Below are 19,025 nucleotides of genomic sequence, written 5' to 3'. Positions count from 1 at the left end.
CGCTGCTCGCCCGAGGCCTCCGGGCCCGCGGCGGGGGCGGACTGGGGAGGTGGGCCGTCGGCCGTACCGACGGGGCCGGAGGCCGTGACGACGCACGCAGCCAGCAAGCCTGCCAGGCCGAGGACGGCTAGCGGCCGGGTGACTCGGGCGTGGGACACCCTCGCGCGGTACCCGATCCCGTCCGGAGATCGCCGAGGTGCCCGGGTCGTCATCGGAACGACACGTCCGAGAGGCGGTGCTGCTGTTCGCGATCCCCTTTGCTGCGGTCAGGTCAGGTGTGCTCGCCGCCGTCCAGGTCCAGGGTGCGCACCATCGTGTCGAGTACCTCGACGTTGCGGTCGTAGTCGAAGCCGGGGAGGCCCACGGTGTCGGCCAGGAGGGTGCGCGGACCGTGCTCGCCGGCGCCGAGATCGACGGCGTACGAGGTGAGGCGGGTGCTGCTGGGGTAGAGCCCGTCGACGGTCCGCCGTTCGATCCGCACGGCCGCACGGCCGTCGACGCTGACGGGCTGGCGCGACACCTCGTCGCCCCTGGGGGCAGTGACCCCTGCGTACGGCACCGAGTCGACCGTGACGGCGATCGCCGCCTTCCGGACGTCGGTGTGGGGAGGCAGCTGGAGTTCCTGCGGCCCGAACCGGCTGCAGGCCGGCGCGACGGCCCCGGTGTTGACCCACCAGTCCGCTGGATGGTGGATCGAGAAACCCTCTGGGCTGCGGCAGCTGCCGGCCAGGGACACTGGCTGCCTCGAGAGGACGTCGATGACGATCCGCTGCGGGGAGTCCAGTCGGGCGACCGCGAACGGACGGCGCTCGTCGAGGCCGGCGAAGAACGTGTACCACCCCTCGAAGAGGGCGTCGGTGACCACCGCATGCAGCGTCGTGGTGCCCGCGATGGCCAGCTGGTGGGGACCGTCCCATGGCTGCACGCCGGGCGGGGCGTCCGGGGGGAGGAGCAGGTTCGACAGCGTGATGCCGAGCGTCGCGTTCCCCGGCACGTCCACCGGCCTCCCTGAGGCTTGACCGCGCGGCTCGTGGGTGTAGTGGACCCGGTAGCCGGCCCGGCCGTCGCCGGCCAGCTCGAACACCACCCGGTCGAAGCCGTCGTGCGCGCCCAGCCGGACGTCTGTGAGGACGACCGGCGCCCCGCTGGCCTCCGCGACGACATCAGCGGACCCGGCGGGACCGATCGGCTCCAGGCCGCCGCTCCCGTCGCCCTCGGCCGCCCGGTGCAGCACGTCGACGACGAGACGGGGCGGGTCCGACAGTGCGGCCACGCCGAACGGCGCCCGGTGGTGCAGGCCGAGCGTCCACGTCAGCGTCGCCTCGAAGTCGCCGGCCTCGACCGTCTCGGCGATCACCTGCCCGCCGGGCACGTCGAGCCGGTCCGGCCCCTCGTACGTCTCCTCTGGCCGCTTCCCGGAGAGGTCGACGCCACTGGCCGGGGTGACCTGCACCTGCAGGAACGCCGCGCCGGCCACGTCCACCGGACGGCCGGACCCGGCCTCGCGGATCGGCGGCTCCAGGTAGCCGACGCGATGACCGGGCACGTCGTCCCCGTCGAACTCCAGGACGAACCGGTCGAACGTCTGGTGCCCGGCGGCACGGACGTCAGCGAGGAGTGCGGGCGGACCGGACGCCGGGAAGTCATCGGTCCGCACCACACCGGTGTCGGGATCACCCACCGCTGGCAGGTGCTGCGCCGCCCCGCTCGGCTCGGTGTCGGACGATGTGCCGGCCGCCCGGGCGGCCGCGGTGGCGGTCAGCGGACTGCCGATGGTGGGCGCGTGGCCGCACCCGGTCAGCAGGGCTCCGGTGCCCAGTATGGCCGCGAGGAGCCGGATCATTCGATGCCTCCCGTGTCGGGGCCTGCGGTCACCCGGGGCCCTGCCCCCGGCGCTCGCGGGGGAACAGCCGGGCTCCGATCTCCACGCGATCGTCATCCGCCGGGGCGACGACCAGCGGTTCCAGTGGCGGGCGCGGCTGGACGGCGACCCAGGCGCGGACGCGACGAGGCGGATCGGTCCCACCGAACGCCCCGGTCGCGTCCATGCCGGGCCGTGGGTGGCCGGGATGGGTGTCTGCCAGAACGCTGATGCCGAGGCGTGCCGTCGCCCGCGCCCGGGCGGACGGAGCGCCGCGACAGCGCCGGGGAGGAATCCGCAGCGGGTGCCGAGCCGTCACAGACGGCGCCGTGGCGGATCTCGCGAGCGCTTCTGGCGATGTCGGCGCGTAGCCGCAGCCCGCCCCTGGCGCCGCTCGGCCCCCACATCTCCAGAGAACCGGCGAGAGCGGTCATGGCCGCCCCGACGTCAGGCCCGCTGCTCACCGGGCCGTCACACACCACCCGGGCGGGCGCCACTGCACCTGCGGTGCGTCGTCGGCCACGGCGGTGCTCTCCAGGCGGTCGATGCTGGCGGCGGCGGCGTGCAAGCGCTCGTCGAGGAGTCGATCAGCGCGACGGCAACGCACCTCGATGGCCGCGAGGAGCCGCCCCTCGACCTCGGCCAGTTCTGCCTGCCTTCGTCTGACCTCGGCCAGCTCGGCCTGGGCGGCCTGTCTCGCGGAGCAACACACACGGAGTTGCGCATCGATGTCAGAGGTGAGCCGGATCAGAGGTTGAGTCATGGCGCTCTCCGTTCGGAGACGTGACCTCGGAGGGGATGCCCTGGATCAGCGTCTCTGCGGGACACCCTCGATCCGGCCGATCCTGCGGGGCACTCGCCTCCTTGCCCCCGTCGAGCCTCGGCATCGGGCCTGCCTTGCCCTCGACAACAACGCGTAAGGCTCCTGCAACACAGCCCTTCACCGTGTAGGAGCCCGCGACCGTAGGGAGACGGGAGCACCTACCGCCACACGGCCCGGCTGAAGGTGATGCCGCCAGGTGACGCGGTCGTGTCGAGAGCGGGCAGGCGACGACCGGCGGGCAGGACACGGAGGCGGCCCGCCGGGGTGGCCGCGGCTTCTCCATGCAGGGCCATGCCACCTGGCCAGCCTGACGACTCTGCTCCTGCGAGTACACGAGATGGCCGTCACCGACGAGTCCGCCCTGCCTACCTTCGCCAGTCAGCTCTCGCCCGTGGCGATGTCCGGCCCCGGCCTGACCGACCGCCGGGGGCGACCAGCCGGGCATCCGGGTGTGGCCGCTGGCCGCCGCGTACTGACGTGGCTGGCGACGCAACCGCGGCGTCCGCCCACCGAGACCTCGGGCGGTTGTGTCGACGGTCAGGCCGGCTGCGAGCGTGCCGCGCCGTGCCGCGCCGCGCGGCCGGCTCGGCGTGCCGGTGCAGCTCGAGCCGGTCCAACCCATCGGGCGCTTCGTCGAACAGGTGGCGGGCACGGTCACGGTTCCTCGTCCCGGTCCGTCCAGCGAGCATCGCGGCGTACGCGCGGCGCGTCTCCAAACGGTCCACCTGGTACGGGGTGGTGTCGGCCGGCGTCGTGCCACGGCGGGGATGCTCGTCGGACTCGTCCCACCGCCGTCCCGCGGCGGCGGCCGACCCGGCGATCGGTTCGACCAGCTGCAAGGCGCGATGTTGGCCGTCGCAGGCCCGGTGCTCGACAACGCCCCGGCCACCCAGCGGATGGCCGGCCGCGGCAGGAAGCGTTTGTAGGCCGACACGCTGAAGATCGTGTCGGTCGTCCCATGCGTCGCGGGGGCGGTGTTGACCCGGGTGGGGTGTTGCACGAACTCCGCAGCGAGGGGTCCGCATCGTCCCGTCACACCGTGCTTGCCGTGGTGTGGGCGGCGACTTCGGGGAACCCCTGTGTCCCGGCGGCCGAGCTGGCGAGGATGATCGGGCTACCGTCGCCCTGCTCGACATCTGCGGGATCGCCGCCCGGCAGGTGTGGAAGACACCGGTGAGGTCGGACGTCGATGACGTCCCTCCATCTGTCTCGCTGCGATCTGCCTGTCATGGCCTTGTCATCGCTACGTAGTCGTGGATCCGGGCAGGCAGGGAACCCCTCTACCGGGAGCGCGGAGTCCTCGGTCGATCGACCTCGAGGCGTGCGTCCCGGATCAGGCGCCTCGACGGCGCCACCAATGATGAGGAGTGACGAGATGACCGCACGAACACGAGTCCGACACGGCATCCTGGCGGGCGTCGGCGCCGCCGGCCTGGCCGTGGCCACGGTGCTGGTCGGCCCTTCCGCAGCCGCTGCACCGCCCGACGACGGAAGCGCGCTGACCGCGGCCGAGGGGACGTCCGGCGCGGACTCCGGCGACACGGACGCCGCCGACGTGGATCGGCTGATCCCCGAGGACCTGCAGCAGGACCTGCAAGACCTGCACGACCTGCCGGCCGACGAGCGGATGGCCGCAATGCAGGACATCGTCACCGGTGCGCTGAGCGGTGAGTACGGCGAGGACGTCGAGAACTGGACCGAGGACATGCGAGGTGTGTGGTCCTCGCTGCCGGCCGACCTGCAGGCGGACCTGGCCTCGGCGTTCGGTCAGGAGCCGGAGCAGGTCGGGGGGGAGCTGTCGCAGGTCTTCGAGAACGCCCGGGACGGCGAGTACGGGCAGTCGGTCCAGTTCTGGACCGACTGGGCGGCCGGCACGGTGAGCAGCTGGGACATCGGCTCCACGATGGACGCCAGCTCCGAGTAGGTGGCGCCGACCGGACCGTCCGGTTGCTGACCGGTTCGGTGCCGGTAGCGGCTGGTCGCCCGGCCATCGCCCAGCCCACGACCGACGTCGAACCGGCTGGATGCGCTGGTGGCCGAGGGTCTCGGCCGGCACCCGGACGCTGACATCGTGGCCCGCCAGCCAGGGCTGGGACGGTCTGGCGGGCCCGGGTGCCGGCCGACCTCGGCGGCGACCCGGACGGGTGCGTCGACGCCACGGCACGGTGACGACCCGGTACGTCGCCGATGACCCGCTCACTCAGGCACCATCCGCGGCCGCGGCGTCTCGCACCCCGCCGCCCTCGGACGGCGAGCCGACAGCGTCGTCGGCATCCTGCACGGCTGCCTCGAAGGCCCCGACTCCCTGGGCCGAGGACACCGCCCGACGTGGCCTCACGACCACGGCGGTTCGGCGCCTCGGTCCATGGGATGCTCTCGCCCCATCGGGGCCCGTCGGGCAGCGCAGGACCCGGAGTGGTCACCGAGACCCGCGAGCGCGGCGCCGTCGACGGGCGCAGCAACGGGAGCCTGAGCCGGTCGTTCCTGAGCCGCGGATGTCCTTGTGGCAGGAGGCCGGCAGAGCGGCGGAAGTTCGTTCTCCGCGCTCCGTCCGTGCGATCGTCGTCCTCGCGGGTGGCCTCCGTGCCACCGCCCATGGAGTCACCGGCAGCCGGCGCTTCGTCCTCGCGACCGACGCCTCAGTGCTACCGGGCTGTGGGCGTTGTTCCTGTCACCCGGCTGGTCACCGCCACGGTCCGCCCGACGGGCGTCGCGATGCCCGATCGCCGGATCGGCGGAGATCCCAGGGAGAGCACCCACCACCAACATGACGGGATGGTGACAACACCCTCGGGCTGCCTCCTGCCGCTGTGATCCCCGGCGTGCCGGGGTATGCCCCGGACATGCCCGGTATGGAGGATGCACGGCGACCGCCGGAAGACTCGCGGGGCCGCCCGACGCCCGACACCACGGCCGCCGCCGCCTTCGCGCCGCCACCAGCATCGGCACGGGATCTGGGACTGGTCCTCCTCCTGCTCGTGATGGTCATCTGCACGGTGTCGGGCGTGCTCCTGCTCTTCACCGCCGCGCACACCGGCTACGCGCTGGCAGTGTTGGCGTTCGCCGTGCTCGCCGCGGTCGGCCTCGGGCTGCTTCGCCGCCGCCGGCGGAGCGGGTCGGCCTGACGACGGCCCCGGGAGCATCGCAGCGCGGAGCGCGCGTGTTGTACGGGAGGCGCTCGACGTACGACGGCGGGGCCGGTGCTCCGTCGTGCACCGGCCCCGCCACGGCCCTCCGTCAGGGGCCGGAGCGGTCAGGAAGCCGTGCTGCCGAGGGCGACCTCGGTCTCCTCCGTCTCGTTGCCGCGTTCGACGGAGAGGGTGACCGCGCTTCCGGGGGCCGTGCCGCGTACCGCTGCGGTCAGCTCCGTCGAGGTGGTGACGGGGCGGTCGTCGATGGCCGTGACCACGTCCCCCGCCCGCAGTCCGGCCTCGGCGCCGGGGCCGCCGGATTGCACGCGCACCACCTGGGCGCCGATGCCGATGGTGGGGTTGCCCTCGGCGGTCGCCGTCGCGACGTCGACGCCCAGCAGCGCCGTGCTGGCCGAGCCGGTGGCGATGATCTCTTCGGCGATGCGCTGCGCGGTGTTGCTGGGGATGGCGAAACCGACTCCGATGTTGCCGGCCGAGGTCTGTCCGCCTGGGCCGGAGGGCACGGTTGCGATGGCGGTGTTGATGCCGATGACCTCGCCGGCGGCGTCGACCAGGGCGCCACCGGAGTTGCCCGGGTTGATCGCGGCGTCGGTCTGCAGGGCGTCGATGACCGTCGCTTCGCTGCTGCTCTCGCCGGCGGTCACCGGCCGGTGGGTGGCGCTGATGATCCCGTTGGTGACGGTGTCGGACAGCCCGAGCGGTGCGCCGATGGCTACGGCCAGGTCGCCCACCTGCACCTGCGCGGAGTCGGCGAACGTGCCGGGGGTCAGGTCGCTCGCCCCGGACAGCTTCAGGACCGCGAGGTCCATCGACGGTTCGGTGCCGACGACGGTGGCGTCGTACAGCGTGCCGTCCGCGGTGCGCACCTGTACGCCGGCGCGCCCGCTGCCATCGAGGCTGACCACGTGGTTGTTGGTGAGCACGTATCCGTCCCCGGTCAGGACGACGCCGGAGCCGCTCCCAGCACCGGCGGAGGTGGTCACGTAGACAGTGACCACACTGGGCCTGGCCGTGACGGCCGCTGCGGCCACCGCGGTCGCCGTCTCGGGGTTCTCCACCACGACACTCTGTGCGCCGTTCGCTGCAGGGGATGCCTCGCCTCCGTCCTCGAGGAGGACGGCCACCCCCGCGCCGGTGCCGGCGCCGATGACCGCGCCGGCGAGCAGCCCGGCGACTCCCATGCGGAGGCGTCCGGCCGTGCGGGGAGCCGTGGGGTACAGCGCTCCGGCCGGTGTCGGTCCCCATGCCGGAGGCGGGGTGAGGCCGGGATGGGGACCGGGCGGTTGCTGCCACTGCGGGTGGGGTGACGCCGTCCGGGCGAGGTCGGGTGCGGCCGGCCCGGGCTGGCCGGCGGCGGGGTGCGGGGGTCCGTAGGAACTCACTGCTCTCCAGTCCTGGGTCCGTGCGGCCATCCGCCGCGACGACCTCAACGGTCCGGCGGGGGACTGACGGCTCACTGGACGGTCCCTGGGAGGTGGCTGGACGCGACCGAGACGTGTCTGATGGTCCGTGGTCGTCGGCCGCCATGCGCGCATGGCCGAGGGGTTTCGTGGGGCAGGGGAGGACCGACGCAACGGTCGAGACACGCAGGCGCGACAGCATGCGCAGGCGCAGGATGCGACGGATGCTGGCCGGGGCGGCAGTGGCGGTGGGCTGGGGGGATGACCGGCTGCGCCGGGAGTGTGGCGGAGGACCGGGACAGCGTCGACCGCGCTGTGGCGGCCTCGGCGAGGGCCGGGGTCCGACGTCGTGGCGACCCTCGAGCGTTGGCTGCCTGCGGCCGGGCGATGGCGAGCGAGGAGCCGCCTCGCGAGGTGGGTCGTCGGGATCCAGTCCGTGAGCCGCCGGCTGAGCACCTGGGAGCCGACCCGGGTGCGGGAGAAGGTCCCGCTGCCTGGAGCCGGCTGCGGGACCGGTCCCACCGGCTCCCCCTCGTCCGGCTCGGCTGCTGTCCACCGCTGCTGGTGGGCTGGTCGCCGCCGGCCGAGCGGGAGGACGACGGGGGACGAGGAACCGGGCGCTCATGCTCCGGCGGACCACGCCACCGGTGCGTGTGGACTGCCGACGCCCGGCGGGCTGCGGGCCGCTGGAGCGGCGTACGGGATTCCCCGCATCCGGGACGGGCGCGACCCGAGCCGACCTGGACGGTCGTGGCCGGACCGGGTCGTTGTCGCCGTCGGCGTCAGGGTCGGGCTCCGTGGTACCGCAAGCTGGAGGTGAACCGGCTCGGCGGCCGTGCCCACCGCGATACGGCCGGTCGTCTGCTCGGGCAACCGGTCCGGCACGTACCGGAGGCACCCCCTCAGCCTGGTTCGCGCGTCGTCGCGGGGATCACCTCCGCTGAATGGTCAGATGCGCCTGTCCGTGCTGTCGGGGGCGTCGACCTCGATCTCCTCCCTGCGCAGGTCTGCGTTGACCTGTTCCTCCTCCGTGACCGTCACCGTGTCCACGCGCACCCGCTCGACCGGCACGGCTTCCTTCCCGATGACCGGGCGTTCCGCGTGGAGGGTGATCTCGCGCTCCTCCTCAGTGAAGGCGTGACCGGGCGCGGCCTCGCCGATCGTCGCGTCAGTGATCGGCTCACGCTCCACCCGGACCTCTTCGCGGGAGATCGGCACCGTCTCGGTGACGTTGTCGGTGACGACGTACTTGCGCAGCCGGACCCGGCCGACCTCCTCCGAGCGGGTACCCGTGACCAGCCGCTCCTCGGAGCGGGTCATGGCGTCGTCCGTGGTGGTCGGGGTCGTGAACCCCGTGTCGACACCCCGGTCGAGGTGCATTCCGTAGTAGCGGTAGAGCTCCTGCTCCTCCTGGGGGGACAGGCGCCCGTCGGCGTCGATCCTCGGCGCGTCCTTGACCGCGGTCTTGCTGACCGGCACGTACACGCCGTCGTCGACCAGGGCGGCGTCGCGAATCGGGACGAAGGACTCCTTGGAGCCGAACAGGCCGGTGCGGACGGTGATCCACTCCGGCAGAGCGGTCTCGTCGTCGAGGTAGACCTCGGAGGCCGACCCGATCTTCTCGCCGTTCGGGTCGTAGACGTCCTTGCCGGTCACTCGGCTGATGCTCTCGGTGCCGATCATCGTGTTTCTCCGCTTCTGCTCGTGGCGGTCAGGCTGACTCCTCCAGTCTCTGGAGCGGCGGTGAGCGCTGCCCGCGTGTGGGCCACCTCGTAACACAGACGTCGCTCCGGCTTCACGAAGACGTCGAGAACATCGGCACGGCAGGGGCGGGAGCCGCGGCCCCGCGGGAGCCTCCGGCGAGGGTCGGCCGAAGAGGCCCCCGGTCCGGCCTCGGCGCATGTGCGCCGGCCACGGACACCCGGACCCTGAGTCATGGCTCCGGGCGCCGTCACGGTGGCCGAGCGCCGAGAGACGCGTGGGCGTCGTCGGCCGGTGCCGACGTCGTCGGCGCCCGCTCGTCGTCCCGGAGAGGAGTCGGGCGGCCATCGACGGGTGCGCTCGGGACGCATCGACGGCGAACCGGACGAGCGCAGGCGAGCGTCCCCGGCTCCGATGCGGCTTCGGCCTCGTGCAGGTCGTCGATCGTCCTGCACCCGCCGATCGTCGACGAGCCGAGGTCCCTCCGCGTCTGGTTTCGTTGCGGCCGCAGCGTGGTCGTTGCAGTGATGGACGGTGCGGCGTGGCCAGCGGTGTGGTCTCAACCCGGCTTCCCGGCGAGGGGCAAGGTCGGTGCCCCGTCCCCATCTCCGTGTCGGCGCCTCCGGTGGCCCGGCTACCCGTCGTGCGCGGCCGGCCTCACCTCGAGCTCTTCACCTGGGCGGTGTGCGTGAGCGTGATGAGGGCGAGGCCGCCGACGAGGTTGCCGACCGTGGCCAGTCCCAGGTTGACCAGGAGGTCCACGTAGTTGACGGCGTCCGACAGCCAGATGCCGAAGAGCAGGTGCAGCGCCGAGACGGCGGCGTGGTCGAACGGGCCGAGGGCGAGGAAGAACCCGACCATCGAGGTCACGAGGATCCGGGCGGTGACCGTGTCCACCGCCTTGAGCATGTAGGACAGCAGGGTCACCAGCGCCCCGGCCAGCAGGGCGCGGGCCAGGGTGGCGGCCCAGCCCGTGGCGGCGGTCTCCTCGGCGATCCGCACCAGCTCGTGCTCGGTGCCGCCCGGAAGGGCGCCGTCGACGATCATGACCGCCGTCAGGACGGCGCCGCCGACGAGGTTGAGCAGCAGGATCGCTCCCCAGAGCCGGAACAGGCGCAGCCAGACCGCCCCACCGTGTTCCTCGATGGCGGCCGCTACCGGGTCGAAGAAGTTCTCGCTGAACAGCTCCGTCCGGCCGACGATCAGGAACACCATGCCGGTCGAGAAGGCGAGCGCACCGGCGACCTCGGCCGCGTTCCGGCCCACGGCCTCCTGCAGATAGGCGACCACGATGCCGAGGGCAACGATGCCGAAGACGATCGTCACGCCGGCGATGAACCCGGTTGTGAGCTGTTCGAGGGGAGGCATGAACAGCCGCCGACGGCCCTCCGTCCGTGCGCGGTCGTAGATCTGGTCCGGATCCGGTGCCACAGCCACGGAGCGCCGGTACCCCGGCACCAGACAGGGGCCGGGCACCGTCATCGATCTGACACGGGTCCGTCGCGGGCCGGGACTCTCGTCCGCGGGGCGCTCGCGTCCTGGCCGCCGACGTCGACGAGTGCTCCATCAGAAGGGGCAGCGCGTGGGGCCTGTGCCCGACGGCAGATTCATCGGGCTGCCGACGTCGGCGCGGCGGGGGTCGGCGTGCGGCGCTGAATGGAGGGCGCCTGTCTCGCGGCGGTGCCCGTCCGACCCGTGTGGCGTCTTCGCCCCGTTCCGTGTCGGCCATCGACGCGGACCTCCGCACGCTCCAGGACGTCACGAGGAACGCAGTGGGCGAGCTCGCCGAGGTGAGGCGTCGGCTGAGTGAACTCGCCGACCTCGAGGCAGAGCTAGTCGTGGCCATCGAGGTGCGCTCCCGACGCATCGATGACGGGCTCGACGAACGGCTGCGAGCCCAGCCCGAGGCCGGGGGATGGCTCGAGGGCCTGTCCGATGCCGGGCGCGCTCCCCTCACCAGCGTGCGGTGAGGCCGAGGTCCGTCGTCCGTCCGGCTCCGCGACCCCCGGAGCGACGTGGGCTCCTCCCGCGCGGGCGGCCCGCTGAGTGATGGAGGTCTCCCGCGCGGGAGGCGGCGTGCGTCTCCCAGTCGCGGAGAGGTCGAGAGCTGGGCCGGAGCTTGAGCGTCGCGGCGCCCGTCACCCTGGAGCCGGTCACCCGTCGCGGCGTTGGCGCTGCCCGACCGTCTCGGCGGTCGCAGTTCCCCCTGACTCCTCCCGCTGGAAGATGACGTAGAGCCACGCCAGCGAGGGGACGAGCAGTACCGCGCCGACGGCCAGGCTGATGAGCACGGCCACGAGCACCGCCTCGGACGCGGCGGCATCCACCACGCTGACCCCGGGTTGGAGGACGTACGGGTACTGGGCCGCCGCCCAGGCGACGAGCAGCAGGGTGACCGCCCCGGCCGCAGTGAGCCGGACGAGGGTGTACCGGCGCCGGAGGAGGAGCACGAGGCTGACCACGCCTGCGAGGACGGAGGCGATGGCAAACGGCAGGGCGACACCGGTCAGCCCGATGAGCAGCTCCTCCGCGTCGCCGGCGACGACCACGAGCCCGCCCACGGCCAGCGCACCGGTTGCCGCGCCGGTGACGAGTGCTCGGCGGCGGAAGTCCTCGGCGAGGTCGTCGTGCCCGCCCCTACGGGCATCCCCGGTGAGGTACACCGCTGCCAGATAGGCGCAGATGAGGACGGCAGCGGCGCCGGCGAACAGGCTGGTCGGGTTGGTCCAACTGCGGACGACGTCCCCGTAGCCGCCGTAGGGGATGCGCCCGGAGGCGAGGGCGCCGGCCACGGTGCCGAAGAAGAACGGGGTCAGCAGTGACGACGCCGCGAACAGCGCGCCGAAGAGCTGCTGGCTGCGGCCGGGCGGTACGGACTTGCGGAAGACGAAGGCCGACCCCCGGAAGATGATGCCGACGGCGGCCAGCGTCAGCGGGATGATCAGCGTGCCGGCGGCGGAGGCGAAGGCGCGGGGAAACGCCGTCCAGGCGATGACGATGGCGAACACCAGCCAGACGTGGTTGGCCTCCCACACCGGTCCGATCACGTGCTCCACCAGGTCCCTGCGGCGCTGTCCGCGCTGCCCACGGCCGGCCAGCAGGTCCCAGATCCCGGCGCCGAAGTCCGCCCCACCGAAGAGCACGTAGGCCACGACGCCGAGCCACAGCAGCCCGAGGGCGATGTCCGCCGGGTTCACGGCGGACTCTCCACGGCCGGGTAGTCGCCCACGTGCTCTTCTGTGTCGTTGGCCCGCTCGAACGGTGCGCGGGCCAGGCGGCGGAGCACGTAGACGAGGCCGACGGTCAGCAGGAGGTAGACGGGGACGAGCCCGTACAGCCCGTAGCGCAGCCCGGGTGTGGGGTTCACCGCGTCCTCGGTGAGCAGGTAGCCGTAGACGATCCACGGCTGGCGGCCCACCTCGGTCACGATCCAGCCGGCCTCCAGCGCGACGACGGCGGCCGGGCCGGCCAGCACCGCGAACCGGTGGAACCAGCGGGAGGTGGGTGTGCGCCGTCGGCGCCAGGCGGTCACGGCGAACCACAGCGCCAGGGCCAGCAGCGCGAAGCCGATGCCGACCATGATGTCGAAGGCCCAGTGCACGATCCCGACCGGCGGCCGCAGCTCCTCGGGCACCTCCGCCAATCCGACCACGGTCGCGTTCGGGTCCCAGTAGGCCAGCAACGACAGGGCGTTGGGGATCTCGATGGCGTAGCGCAACTCCTCGCCGACGACGATCCCGCCGATCCGCAGGGCGGCGCCGTCCTCGGTCTGGAAGACGCCCTCCATCGCGGCGAGCTTGACCGGCTGGTGCGAGGCCACGGTGTGCGCGGCCCAGTCCCCGACCCCGATCTGGACGGGCGTCGCGATCGCCGCGAAGGCGAACGAGAGCCGGAAGGCCCGGCGGTGGTAGTCGTCCCGCTTGCCGCGCAGCCAGGCTGCGGCGTACACGGTGGCCACCAGGAAGCCGCTCACCATGAACGCCGCCAGGATCATGTGCGCCGTCTGGTGCGGGGTCGCGGGGTTGAACATCGCCTCCCACGGGGAGGCCTCCACCACCCGGCCGTCGACGAGGTCGAAGCCCTGCGGCTGCTGCATCCAGGCGTTCGCGGTGACGACGAAGAAGGCCGAGGCGACGCCGGCCAACACGATCGGGATCCCCGACAGCAGGTGTGCCCTCGGGGGCAGCCGGTCCCAGGCGAACAGGTAGATGCCCAAGAAGATCGCCTCGATGAAGAAGGCGATGCCCTCGATGGCGAAGGGCAGGCCGATGACCTCCCCGAAGGTTCCCATGAGGCCAGGCCAGAGGATGCCCATCTCGAAGGAGAGGATCGTCCCGGAGACCGCGCCGACGGCGAACACGACGGCCAGCCCCTTGGCCCAGCGTCGGGCGAGGACGCGCCAGACCTCGTCGCCGCTGCGGATCCACCGCCACTCCGCCAGCAGCACCAGCAGGGGGAAGCCGACGCCGAGGCAGGCTACGACGATGTGCCAGCCCAGGGACAGCGCCATCTGCATCCGGGCAGCGACCAGGTCGTCGATCAGCGGGAACACCCGGAGGTCCTCCGCCGCGAGCAGCCACCGGGGACGGTGGATGCGCCGTGGTCCGGCACGGTCAGCGTCGTCGTCACAGCAGCTGCTCGCCCGCCAGTACCGCCGTGATGAGTTCGGTGGCCTCCTCGCCGGTCACTCCGGGGACCACCTGCTCCGGCGGGTGGTAGGTGCGCTGCAGGCCGAAGGAGATCTCGTTGTAGTACGGCGTCTGCGGTCGCGGGGCGGCCTGCTGCAGCGACTCGCGGACCACCGGTGCCTGCGGGAAGGCGTCGAGGACTGCCGGGTCGTCGTACACGGCGGCCGAGGAGGCCGGATTGCCGTTGGTGATGAAGTAGTAGGCCTGGTTCTCGTCGGAGACGATGCACTCGGCCGCGTCGAACGCCTGGTCGGGGTGGCGGCTGAAGGCCCCCACGCCGAGGTTGATGCCCCCGTACGGCGGGCGGGCGGGGGCGTCGGCGTCGACCCGCGGGTAGACGGTCCAGCCGTAGTCGGCGGGTACGGAGGGATCCAGGGTGCCACCCTCCACCGCGCTCAGGGCGCGCGGCCAGACGAACGGCCAGTTGACCATGAAGCCACCGGCCGGTCCCTCGAAGGCGCTGGCGGAGGCGTCCTCGTTCTCCGTCGAGAAGGCCGGCCCGGCGACACCGGACGTGGCCACCGTCCGCATGACCTCGGCCGCGCGGACGGCCGCATGGGAGGTGAGCCCCAGCTCGATCCGTCCCGGGTCCTCGGCGTTCTCGGTGATGATCGTGCCTCCGGCGGACTCGATGAGGGCGTTCAGCCACACGGTGAGCGACTCGGCGCGGGCGCCCTGCGCGCCGATGTCGGTGTGCGTCCGCTGGGCGGCGTCGACGATCTGTGCCCAGGTGACCGGCTGGGACATGTCCAGGCCCGCCGCCTCGGCCACCGACTGGCGGTACCAGAGCAGCTGGGTGTTGGCCCAGAAGGGGACGGCGACCAGCTCGCCGTCCCACGTCGACCCCGTCACGGCGCTCTGCACGACCCCGTCGGTCACGCGCTCCGCGACGTCATCGGGGACGTCGGCGAGGAAGCCGGCCTCGGCGAGCTCCGGGATGAACGGCGGGTCGAGGCTCATGAGGTCGATCGAGTCGTCCTCGGCCGCCAGCCTGCGGACCAGCTGCTCGCGCTGCGCCGTGGCGTCGCGGGGCAGCCGGGAGGTCCGGATCTCGTAGGCCCCGCCGGCCGCCTCGGTGCAGCGACGAGCGATCTCGGCCTGACCGCCGGAGTCGGGGTTGGTGTACCAGGTCAGCGTGGGGACCCCGTCGTCGCCGCCACCTCCGCAGGCGGCCAGCGCGGAGGCGGTGACCAGCGCCGCGAACAGCGCTGTGACGGGACGTCTCCGTCCCCAGCCGGCGCCTGCGGCGTGGTGCGGGCTCGTCTGTCTGGCGGTGTGGGCCACAAGGATCGCCTCCGGTCGCCTCCTGGATGGCGGCCGACCCGGCGGGGGAAACCGGATCGGCCGCCCTCCTTCGGTGAGCCGGACACCGACCCCGCAACCACGCCAGCCGACGGCTGTCAGCTGACCGTCACATCGGAGGTGCGGGGGCGAGGGAGATGTGACGGCGCCGTGACCGGCGGGGGGAGCCGATGCAGGATCCGCCCATGACCTCCGGCCCTCAGGCACCGCGCGGGGTCACCCCGCTGCAGATGTCCGGGCACGGCACGTGGTCGACCGTCGCGGTCAGGAGATGGGGGTGGTCAGCACCCCCTGATCGACGGCCAGGCAACTGAGGTCCGGATCCTCCGCACCGGCTCCGGCGGCGTTCTGGGCATGCCCGGCGGGCCCGGCCCGCCGCCGTGAGGTGTCGTCATTCCCGGACGGTCGACGGCCGGGCGCGCCCTCGGGCGGAGAGTGCGAGGCCGAGCCGGGTGAGTTCGGCACGGGCGAGGACGTCGTGTCGCCCGGCGCGCAGGTCGCCGACGGGATCGTCGGTCAGGCCACGCAGGTGCCGGTACGGCAGCCGGTCCACCGCCCGGTGGGCCAGGTAGGCCGTGAGCCCCTCGTCCGGGGGCCCCGCGGCCAACCGTCGCCGCAGGGCTCCCACGTCGGCCCGGTGGGCCAGGCGGGCCGGGAGGTAGGACCAGAGCACCGGGCTCAGCGGGAGCAGCGCGATCGCGACGCCGAGCAAGACCCCGAGCCGCATCACCGTGATCCGCGACGCGGCCGCGTTGGCTGACACCTCCTGCGCCGCGGCTCGCACCCCGTCCCCCAACTCCCCGGCGTCCGCACCGACGAAGGGGAGGCCGCGGAGTGACTGCAGCGCCTCGCCGGCCCGGTCGGCGGCGAGGGCGGACGCCTCGGCCGAGTCGCTGACCGACGTCAGTTGCCCGACCTCGTGGCCGGTCCACGCCCCGACGACGACCCAGAGGACGACCCAGGAGAACGCCAGCCCGTCGAGCAGCCGTAGGCCGCGCCGATCGACGGCGCTCAGCACCGAGGTCACGTGACTCTCCTCTCGGAGGTCGAACGGCTCCGCTGGGTCCCGCGCCGGGCCGCGGACCACGGCGCGGGCACGGGCGCTGTCCCCCTCTCAGGCACCGTCCTCGGTGGGGTCCTGGTCCGGGTCGTCGTTCGGGAAGTCGTAGGGCGGGATCGGGTTCTGCCCCTCGGCGGACACCGGGACGTCGATCGTGACCTCCCCGGCGTCGGGGAACGTGAAGGTGACCGGTGTCGATTGCGAGGAGCGCAGCGACCGGCCGAGGTCGAGCAGGGTCACGTCCGGCGGGCCCTCGGCGCCGATGTAGAGGTTGTCGTTCGCGTCCACCTGCAGCGGCAGACCGGTGCCCTCACCCGTCTCGACGCGCACCCCGCCGAAGTCGGGTCCGCTGATGTCCACCAGCGCGGCCGGATCGGTTCCCGTGTTGGGGATCGCGAAGAACAGGCGGGCGTCCTCGCCTTGCTCGTACACGCCGTCCAGCGGGGACTCCAGCTGCACCTGCTGCAGGCCGAGGTCGTCGTTGACCCGCACGTCGGGCCCGACCGCGCCACCCTCCGCCTCGAACCCGGCGTCCTCGCGGGGCGCGTCCTCCTCGGGTCCGCCGCATGCGCCCACCGCGAGCACGGCGCAGCCGGCGACCGCGAGGACGGACCAGCGGGTGCGGGCCGTGGGAGTGGTTCGGGTGGTCACCGCGCGTCTCCGGGGTTTGTCGTGGCGGTGGTTCTGGCGACCCAGCGGGCGACCTGCTCGGCGACGGACGCCCCGTGGGTGAGGGGCAGCATGTGGCCCGCGCCGGGCAGCGTCACCAGCTCGGCGTCGGGCAGCGCCGACAGCAGGGCTCGTGCCTCCTCGGCCGGGACCTCGGGATCGGCGGCACCGTGGAGGACCAGCGTGGGAACGTGCAGGGCCGGGGCGAGCCGGACGCCGTCGTGGCTCACGCTGGCGAAGGTGGTGGAGGCCAGCGCCTGCGGCCGGCTGGACAGGAAGCTGTTGCGCACCTGCGCGACCAGCTCGCCGGGTTCCCCAGGGGCGAAGGCGTATCTCCGGACCAACCGGTCGGCGAGGCTCTCCGCTGACCGGAGCCGGCGGCCCACGAGGGCCGCGGCCCTCAGCAGGCCGAACCATCCCCGGTGCAGTGGGGGGGGCCCCGCCGCGGGGGGGCCGCGGGCCCGGTGGGCGGGGGGGGGGGTTCCCGCACCCCCCGAGCCTCCGAAAACAAAACCCCCCAACACCCGGGTGCCGCCCAGTTGCGCGGTGGCCAGGACGATCCCGCCTCCGAGGCTGTGCCCGACGACGACCGCCTTCTCGGGCGGCGTGAGGCAGCCGGCGAGGACGGCCGTGAGGTCGTTGGCGTGGGCCTCGAGGGAGTAGTCGCCGGATCGGGCGTCGCCGCTCTGGGCGTGGCCGCGGAGGTCGTAGGCGACGACCCGGTGGGCGTCCGCCAGCCTGCGGGGCACGTCGCCCCAGGACTCCGTGGACAGGCCGAGCCCGTGGACCAGCACCACGGTGGGGGCGTCGGCCGGGCCGCGGAGGGTCAAGGCCAGCCTGGTGCCGTCGAAGGACGTCAGGTCGGTCACCGCGGTTGCTCCGCCCGGGCGGACGGGACTGTGTGGGCAGGCCCAGCGGGCGCCAGCATGACGGCATCTCCCTTTCGATCGTTCGGGCCCGGTGGCAGCGGGCGGCGTCTCGCCGTCCTTGCTGCCCCAGCCGCACTGCCGGATACGGGATCGGCCGGTATGTCACCGGACCGTCACGTCCGGCCGCCCCCCGATCCGTGCGGCAGTGGGGGCGGTGTCGCCCGCGGGGCGGACCTGGTGCCCCCGGTGTACCGATGCGGATCGACGAGTGGGCCCCGGAGCGACGGCCCGCGTCCGCACGGCCGTGTACGGGGCTCGGAACGGGGGAGACGCCAGGTCGCGGAAGGTCGTCGCCGCGCCCGACGATCGGACGCCGATCCCGCCCATCCGGTGCCCGTGAACGCCCCCCGGCCGCCGATGCCGGGGTCGTTCCGTTCATGACCGTCCCGAGGCGGCGGGTCGGGTCGGGAGGCCCGCCCGTTACGCCTCCGTGACGGTCCACGGGATGGGGGATGACCGTTCGGGGAGGGGGCAGAGGGGCGGTGGCACCGATCCGTCGGTCGATCTGCGACGACCGGCCCGTCGCCGGGCAAGGGCCCGTCCGGTGGGCCGGCCGGCCTGATGACCCATCACCCGAGGAGTGAGCAGCATGGCCACGAGCATCGTCGAGGACGTCCGGAGGCCCGGACGGATCACCGACCTGGTCCGGTGGGGGCCGGTGGTCGCCGGGGTGGTGATCGCACTGGGGTTCTTCGCCCTGATGAACGTCCTGTGGCTGGCGCTGGCCCACAGCGTCGACGGTGGCGACGGGAACGGCTGGATCAGCGGCAACCTCGGCTGGTTCATGGGGGTGACCGCGGCCGTGGCGCTGATGCTGGCGGGCTTCCTGGCCGGCTTCTTCGCCGGTCCGCGGGGGGCAGCGGCCGGGGCGACCAACGGTCTCACCGCCTGGGGGCTGCTGTTCGTCCTGTCCCTGACCGCGCTCGTCCCTGGCGCGCTGAACCTCACCGATCAGCTGGGCGCCGGTCTGCAGGACGGGCAGGCGACCGTGGGCGGGCCCCTGGGGACCGCCGGAGGGGGGTTCACCGTGGAGTCGGCGCTGTGGGTCAGCTTCTGGTCGCTGCTGGTCGGGCTGGTGCTGGCTGCGCTCGGGGGGCTGCTCGGCGGCAGGATGCGGCGCCCGGTCGTGGCCGCCGAGCGTGCCGGCCGTGACCCGGAGCCGGTGACCGTCGCCCCCGCAGCGGCGCCGGCCGCGGGGGTGACGATGACGGACAACCACGTCGTCGACCGGGAGCCGATCGACCGGTCGGACGAGGTCACGGTGACCACGGAGGAGGCCTCCCGTCGCCGTTGAGTCACCGGCTCGGGCCCGGACGCGGCCTCGCCCCCCATGCGCGGAGGGGGGGGGGGGGGGGGGGGGGGGGGGGGGGGGGGGGGGGGGGGGGGGGGGGGGGCGGGGGCGGGGGGCCCCCGTTGGAGCCCGTCCGACAGGCTGGCGTG

At 73.3% G+C, this 19,025-nt stretch carries 16 protein-coding genes; 5 read left to right on the top strand and 11 right to left on the bottom strand.

Annotated features, from left to right (window positions below; all coding sequences use genetic code 11):
• Positions 1–271 precede the first annotated feature (271 nt).
• Together ACI784_RS20785 and ACI784_RS20780 are read right to left on the bottom strand one after the other, a co-directional pair.
• A complete protein-coding gene (locus ACI784_RS20785) occupies positions 272–1,843 on the bottom strand; it encodes an AMIN-like domain-containing (lipo)protein (protein ID WP_457014751.1) in 1,572 nt (523 codons plus the stop codon).
• A gap of 478 nt (positions 1,844–2,321) precedes the next feature.
• Positions 2,322–2,624, bottom strand: a complete 303-nt coding sequence (locus tag ACI784_RS20780; protein WP_457014750.1) for a hypothetical protein — start codon at positions 2,622–2,624, stop codon at positions 2,322–2,324.
• Between the two features lie 614 nt (positions 2,625–3,238).
• Between ACI784_RS20780 and ACI784_RS20775 the strand changes: the two genes are divergently transcribed.
• The 3 genes from ACI784_RS20775 to ACI784_RS20765 all read left to right on the top strand — a co-directional run bounded on the left by ACI784_RS20775 (position 3,239) and on the right by ACI784_RS20765 (position 5,809).
• The gene (locus tag ACI784_RS20775) at positions 3,239–3,610 is read left to right on the top strand and encodes a hypothetical protein (RefSeq protein ID WP_457014749.1); all 372 of its coding nucleotides are present in this window, start codon (positions 3,239–3,241) and stop codon (positions 3,608–3,610) included.
• A 449-nt stretch (positions 3,611–4,059) separates the two neighbouring features.
• Positions 4,060–4,608, top strand: coding sequence for a hypothetical protein (locus tag ACI784_RS20770; RefSeq protein WP_457014748.1), 549 nt, complete (start codon positions 4,060–4,062; stop codon positions 4,606–4,608).
• Between the two features lie 886 nt (positions 4,609–5,494).
• A complete protein-coding gene (locus ACI784_RS20765; protein WP_457014747.1) occupies positions 5,495–5,809 on the top strand; it encodes a hypothetical protein in 315 nt (104 codons plus the stop codon).
• Positions 5,810–5,937: 128 nt separating this feature from the next.
• On the opposite strand, the gene ACI784_RS20760 is transcribed toward ACI784_RS20765, so the two are convergent.
• The 3 genes from ACI784_RS20760 to ACI784_RS20750 form a co-directional block, all read right to left on the bottom strand.
• Entirely contained in the window at positions 5,938–7,017 is a 1,080-nt protein-coding gene (locus ACI784_RS20760; RefSeq protein WP_457014746.1) for a S1C family serine protease, read from the bottom strand.
• Between the two features lie 1,167 nt (positions 7,018–8,184).
• Positions 8,185–8,919 carry a DUF2382 domain-containing protein gene (locus ACI784_RS20755; RefSeq protein ID WP_457014745.1) on the bottom strand — a complete coding sequence of 245 codons (735 nt, stop codon included), beginning with the start codon at positions 8,917–8,919 and terminating at the stop codon, positions 8,185–8,187.
• Between the two features lie 675 nt (positions 8,920–9,594).
• Positions 9,595–10,419 (bottom strand): formate/nitrite transporter family protein, encoded by an 825-nt coding sequence (locus tag ACI784_RS20750; RefSeq protein ID WP_457014744.1) that lies wholly within the window; start codon positions 10,417–10,419, stop codon positions 9,595–9,597.
• 290 nt (positions 10,420–10,709) lie between these two features.
• Here ACI784_RS20750 and ACI784_RS20745 point away from each other — a divergent pair, with 290 nt between their 5' ends.
• Positions 10,710–10,907 (top strand): hypothetical protein, encoded by a 198-nt coding sequence (locus tag ACI784_RS20745; RefSeq protein WP_457014743.1) that lies wholly within the window; start codon positions 10,710–10,712, stop codon positions 10,905–10,907.
• Positions 10,908–11,090: 183 nt separating this feature from the next.
• Here ACI784_RS20745 and ACI784_RS20740 read toward each other — a convergent pair whose 3' ends face one another.
• The 6 genes from ACI784_RS20740 to ACI784_RS20715 all read right to left on the bottom strand — a co-directional run bounded on the left by ACI784_RS20740 (position 11,091) and on the right by ACI784_RS20715 (position 17,525).
• On the bottom strand, positions 11,091–12,134 hold the full coding sequence (locus ACI784_RS20740) for a cytochrome d ubiquinol oxidase subunit II (protein ID WP_457014742.1): 1,044 nt from the start codon (positions 12,132–12,134) through the stop codon (positions 11,091–11,093).
• On the bottom strand, positions 12,131–13,489 hold the full coding sequence (locus tag ACI784_RS20735; protein ID WP_457014741.1) for a cytochrome ubiquinol oxidase subunit I: 1,359 nt from the start codon (positions 13,487–13,489) through the stop codon (positions 12,131–12,133). Before ACI784_RS20735 ends, ACI784_RS20740 begins: the two co-directional genes overlap by 4 nt.
• Positions 13,490–13,562: 73 nt before the next feature.
• Positions 13,563–14,909 carry an extracellular solute-binding protein gene (locus tag ACI784_RS20730; RefSeq protein WP_457014740.1) on the bottom strand — a complete coding sequence of 449 codons (1,347 nt, stop codon included), beginning with the start codon at positions 14,907–14,909 and terminating at the stop codon, positions 13,563–13,565.
• Between the two features lie 409 nt (positions 14,910–15,318).
• A complete protein-coding gene (locus ACI784_RS20725) occupies positions 15,319–15,954 on the bottom strand; it encodes a hypothetical protein (protein ID WP_457014739.1) in 636 nt (211 codons plus the stop codon).
• Between the two features lie 87 nt (positions 15,955–16,041).
• On the bottom strand, positions 16,042–16,638 hold the full coding sequence (locus ACI784_RS20720) for a hypothetical protein (RefSeq protein ID WP_457014738.1): 597 nt from the start codon (positions 16,636–16,638) through the stop codon (positions 16,042–16,044).
• Positions 16,635–17,525, bottom strand: a complete 891-nt coding sequence (locus tag ACI784_RS20715; protein WP_457014737.1) for an alpha/beta fold hydrolase — start codon at positions 17,523–17,525, stop codon at positions 16,635–16,637. The genes ACI784_RS20720 and ACI784_RS20715 overlap by 4 nt, the downstream gene beginning before the upstream one ends.
• Before the next feature lie 649 nt (positions 17,526–18,174).
• Here ACI784_RS20715 and ACI784_RS20710 point away from each other — a divergent pair.
• Positions 18,175–18,879 (top strand): hypothetical protein, encoded by a 705-nt coding sequence (locus ACI784_RS20710; RefSeq protein ID WP_457014736.1) that lies wholly within the window; start codon positions 18,175–18,177, stop codon positions 18,877–18,879.
• Positions 18,880–19,025: the final 146 nt, after the last annotated feature.

Source organism: Geodermatophilus sp. SYSU D01186 (assembly GCF_054050215.1).
This window is presented reverse-complemented; position numbering and strand designations above follow the sequence as displayed.

What these genes read in the sequence shown, in the direction of transcription:
- ACI784_RS20785 (WP_457014751.1), bottom strand. Translation starts at nt 1,843, where the DNA reads ATGATCCGGCTCCTCGCGGCCATACTGGGCACCGGAGCCCTGCTGACC.
- ACI784_RS20780 (WP_457014750.1), bottom strand. Translation starts at nt 2,624, where the DNA reads ATGACTCAACCTCTGATCCGGCTCACCTCTGACATCGATGCGCAACTC.
- ACI784_RS20770 (WP_457014748.1), top strand. Translation starts at nt 4,060, where the DNA reads ATGACCGCACGAACACGAGTCCGACACGGCATCCTGGCGGGCGTCGGC.
- ACI784_RS20760 (WP_457014746.1), bottom strand. Translation starts at nt 7,017, where the DNA reads ATGGGAGTCGCCGGGCTGCTCGCCGGCGCGGTCATCGGCGCCGGCACC.
- ACI784_RS20755 (WP_457014745.1), bottom strand. Translation starts at nt 8,919, where the DNA reads ATGATCGGCACCGAGAGCATCAGCCGAGTGACCGGCAAGGACGTCTAC.
- ACI784_RS20750 (WP_457014744.1), bottom strand. Translation starts at nt 10,419, where the DNA reads ATGACGGTGCCCGGCCCCTGTCTGGTGCCGGGGTACCGGCGCTCCGTG.
- ACI784_RS20710 (WP_457014736.1), top strand. Translation starts at nt 18,175, where the DNA reads ATGGCCACGAGCATCGTCGAGGACGTCCGGAGGCCCGGACGGATCACC.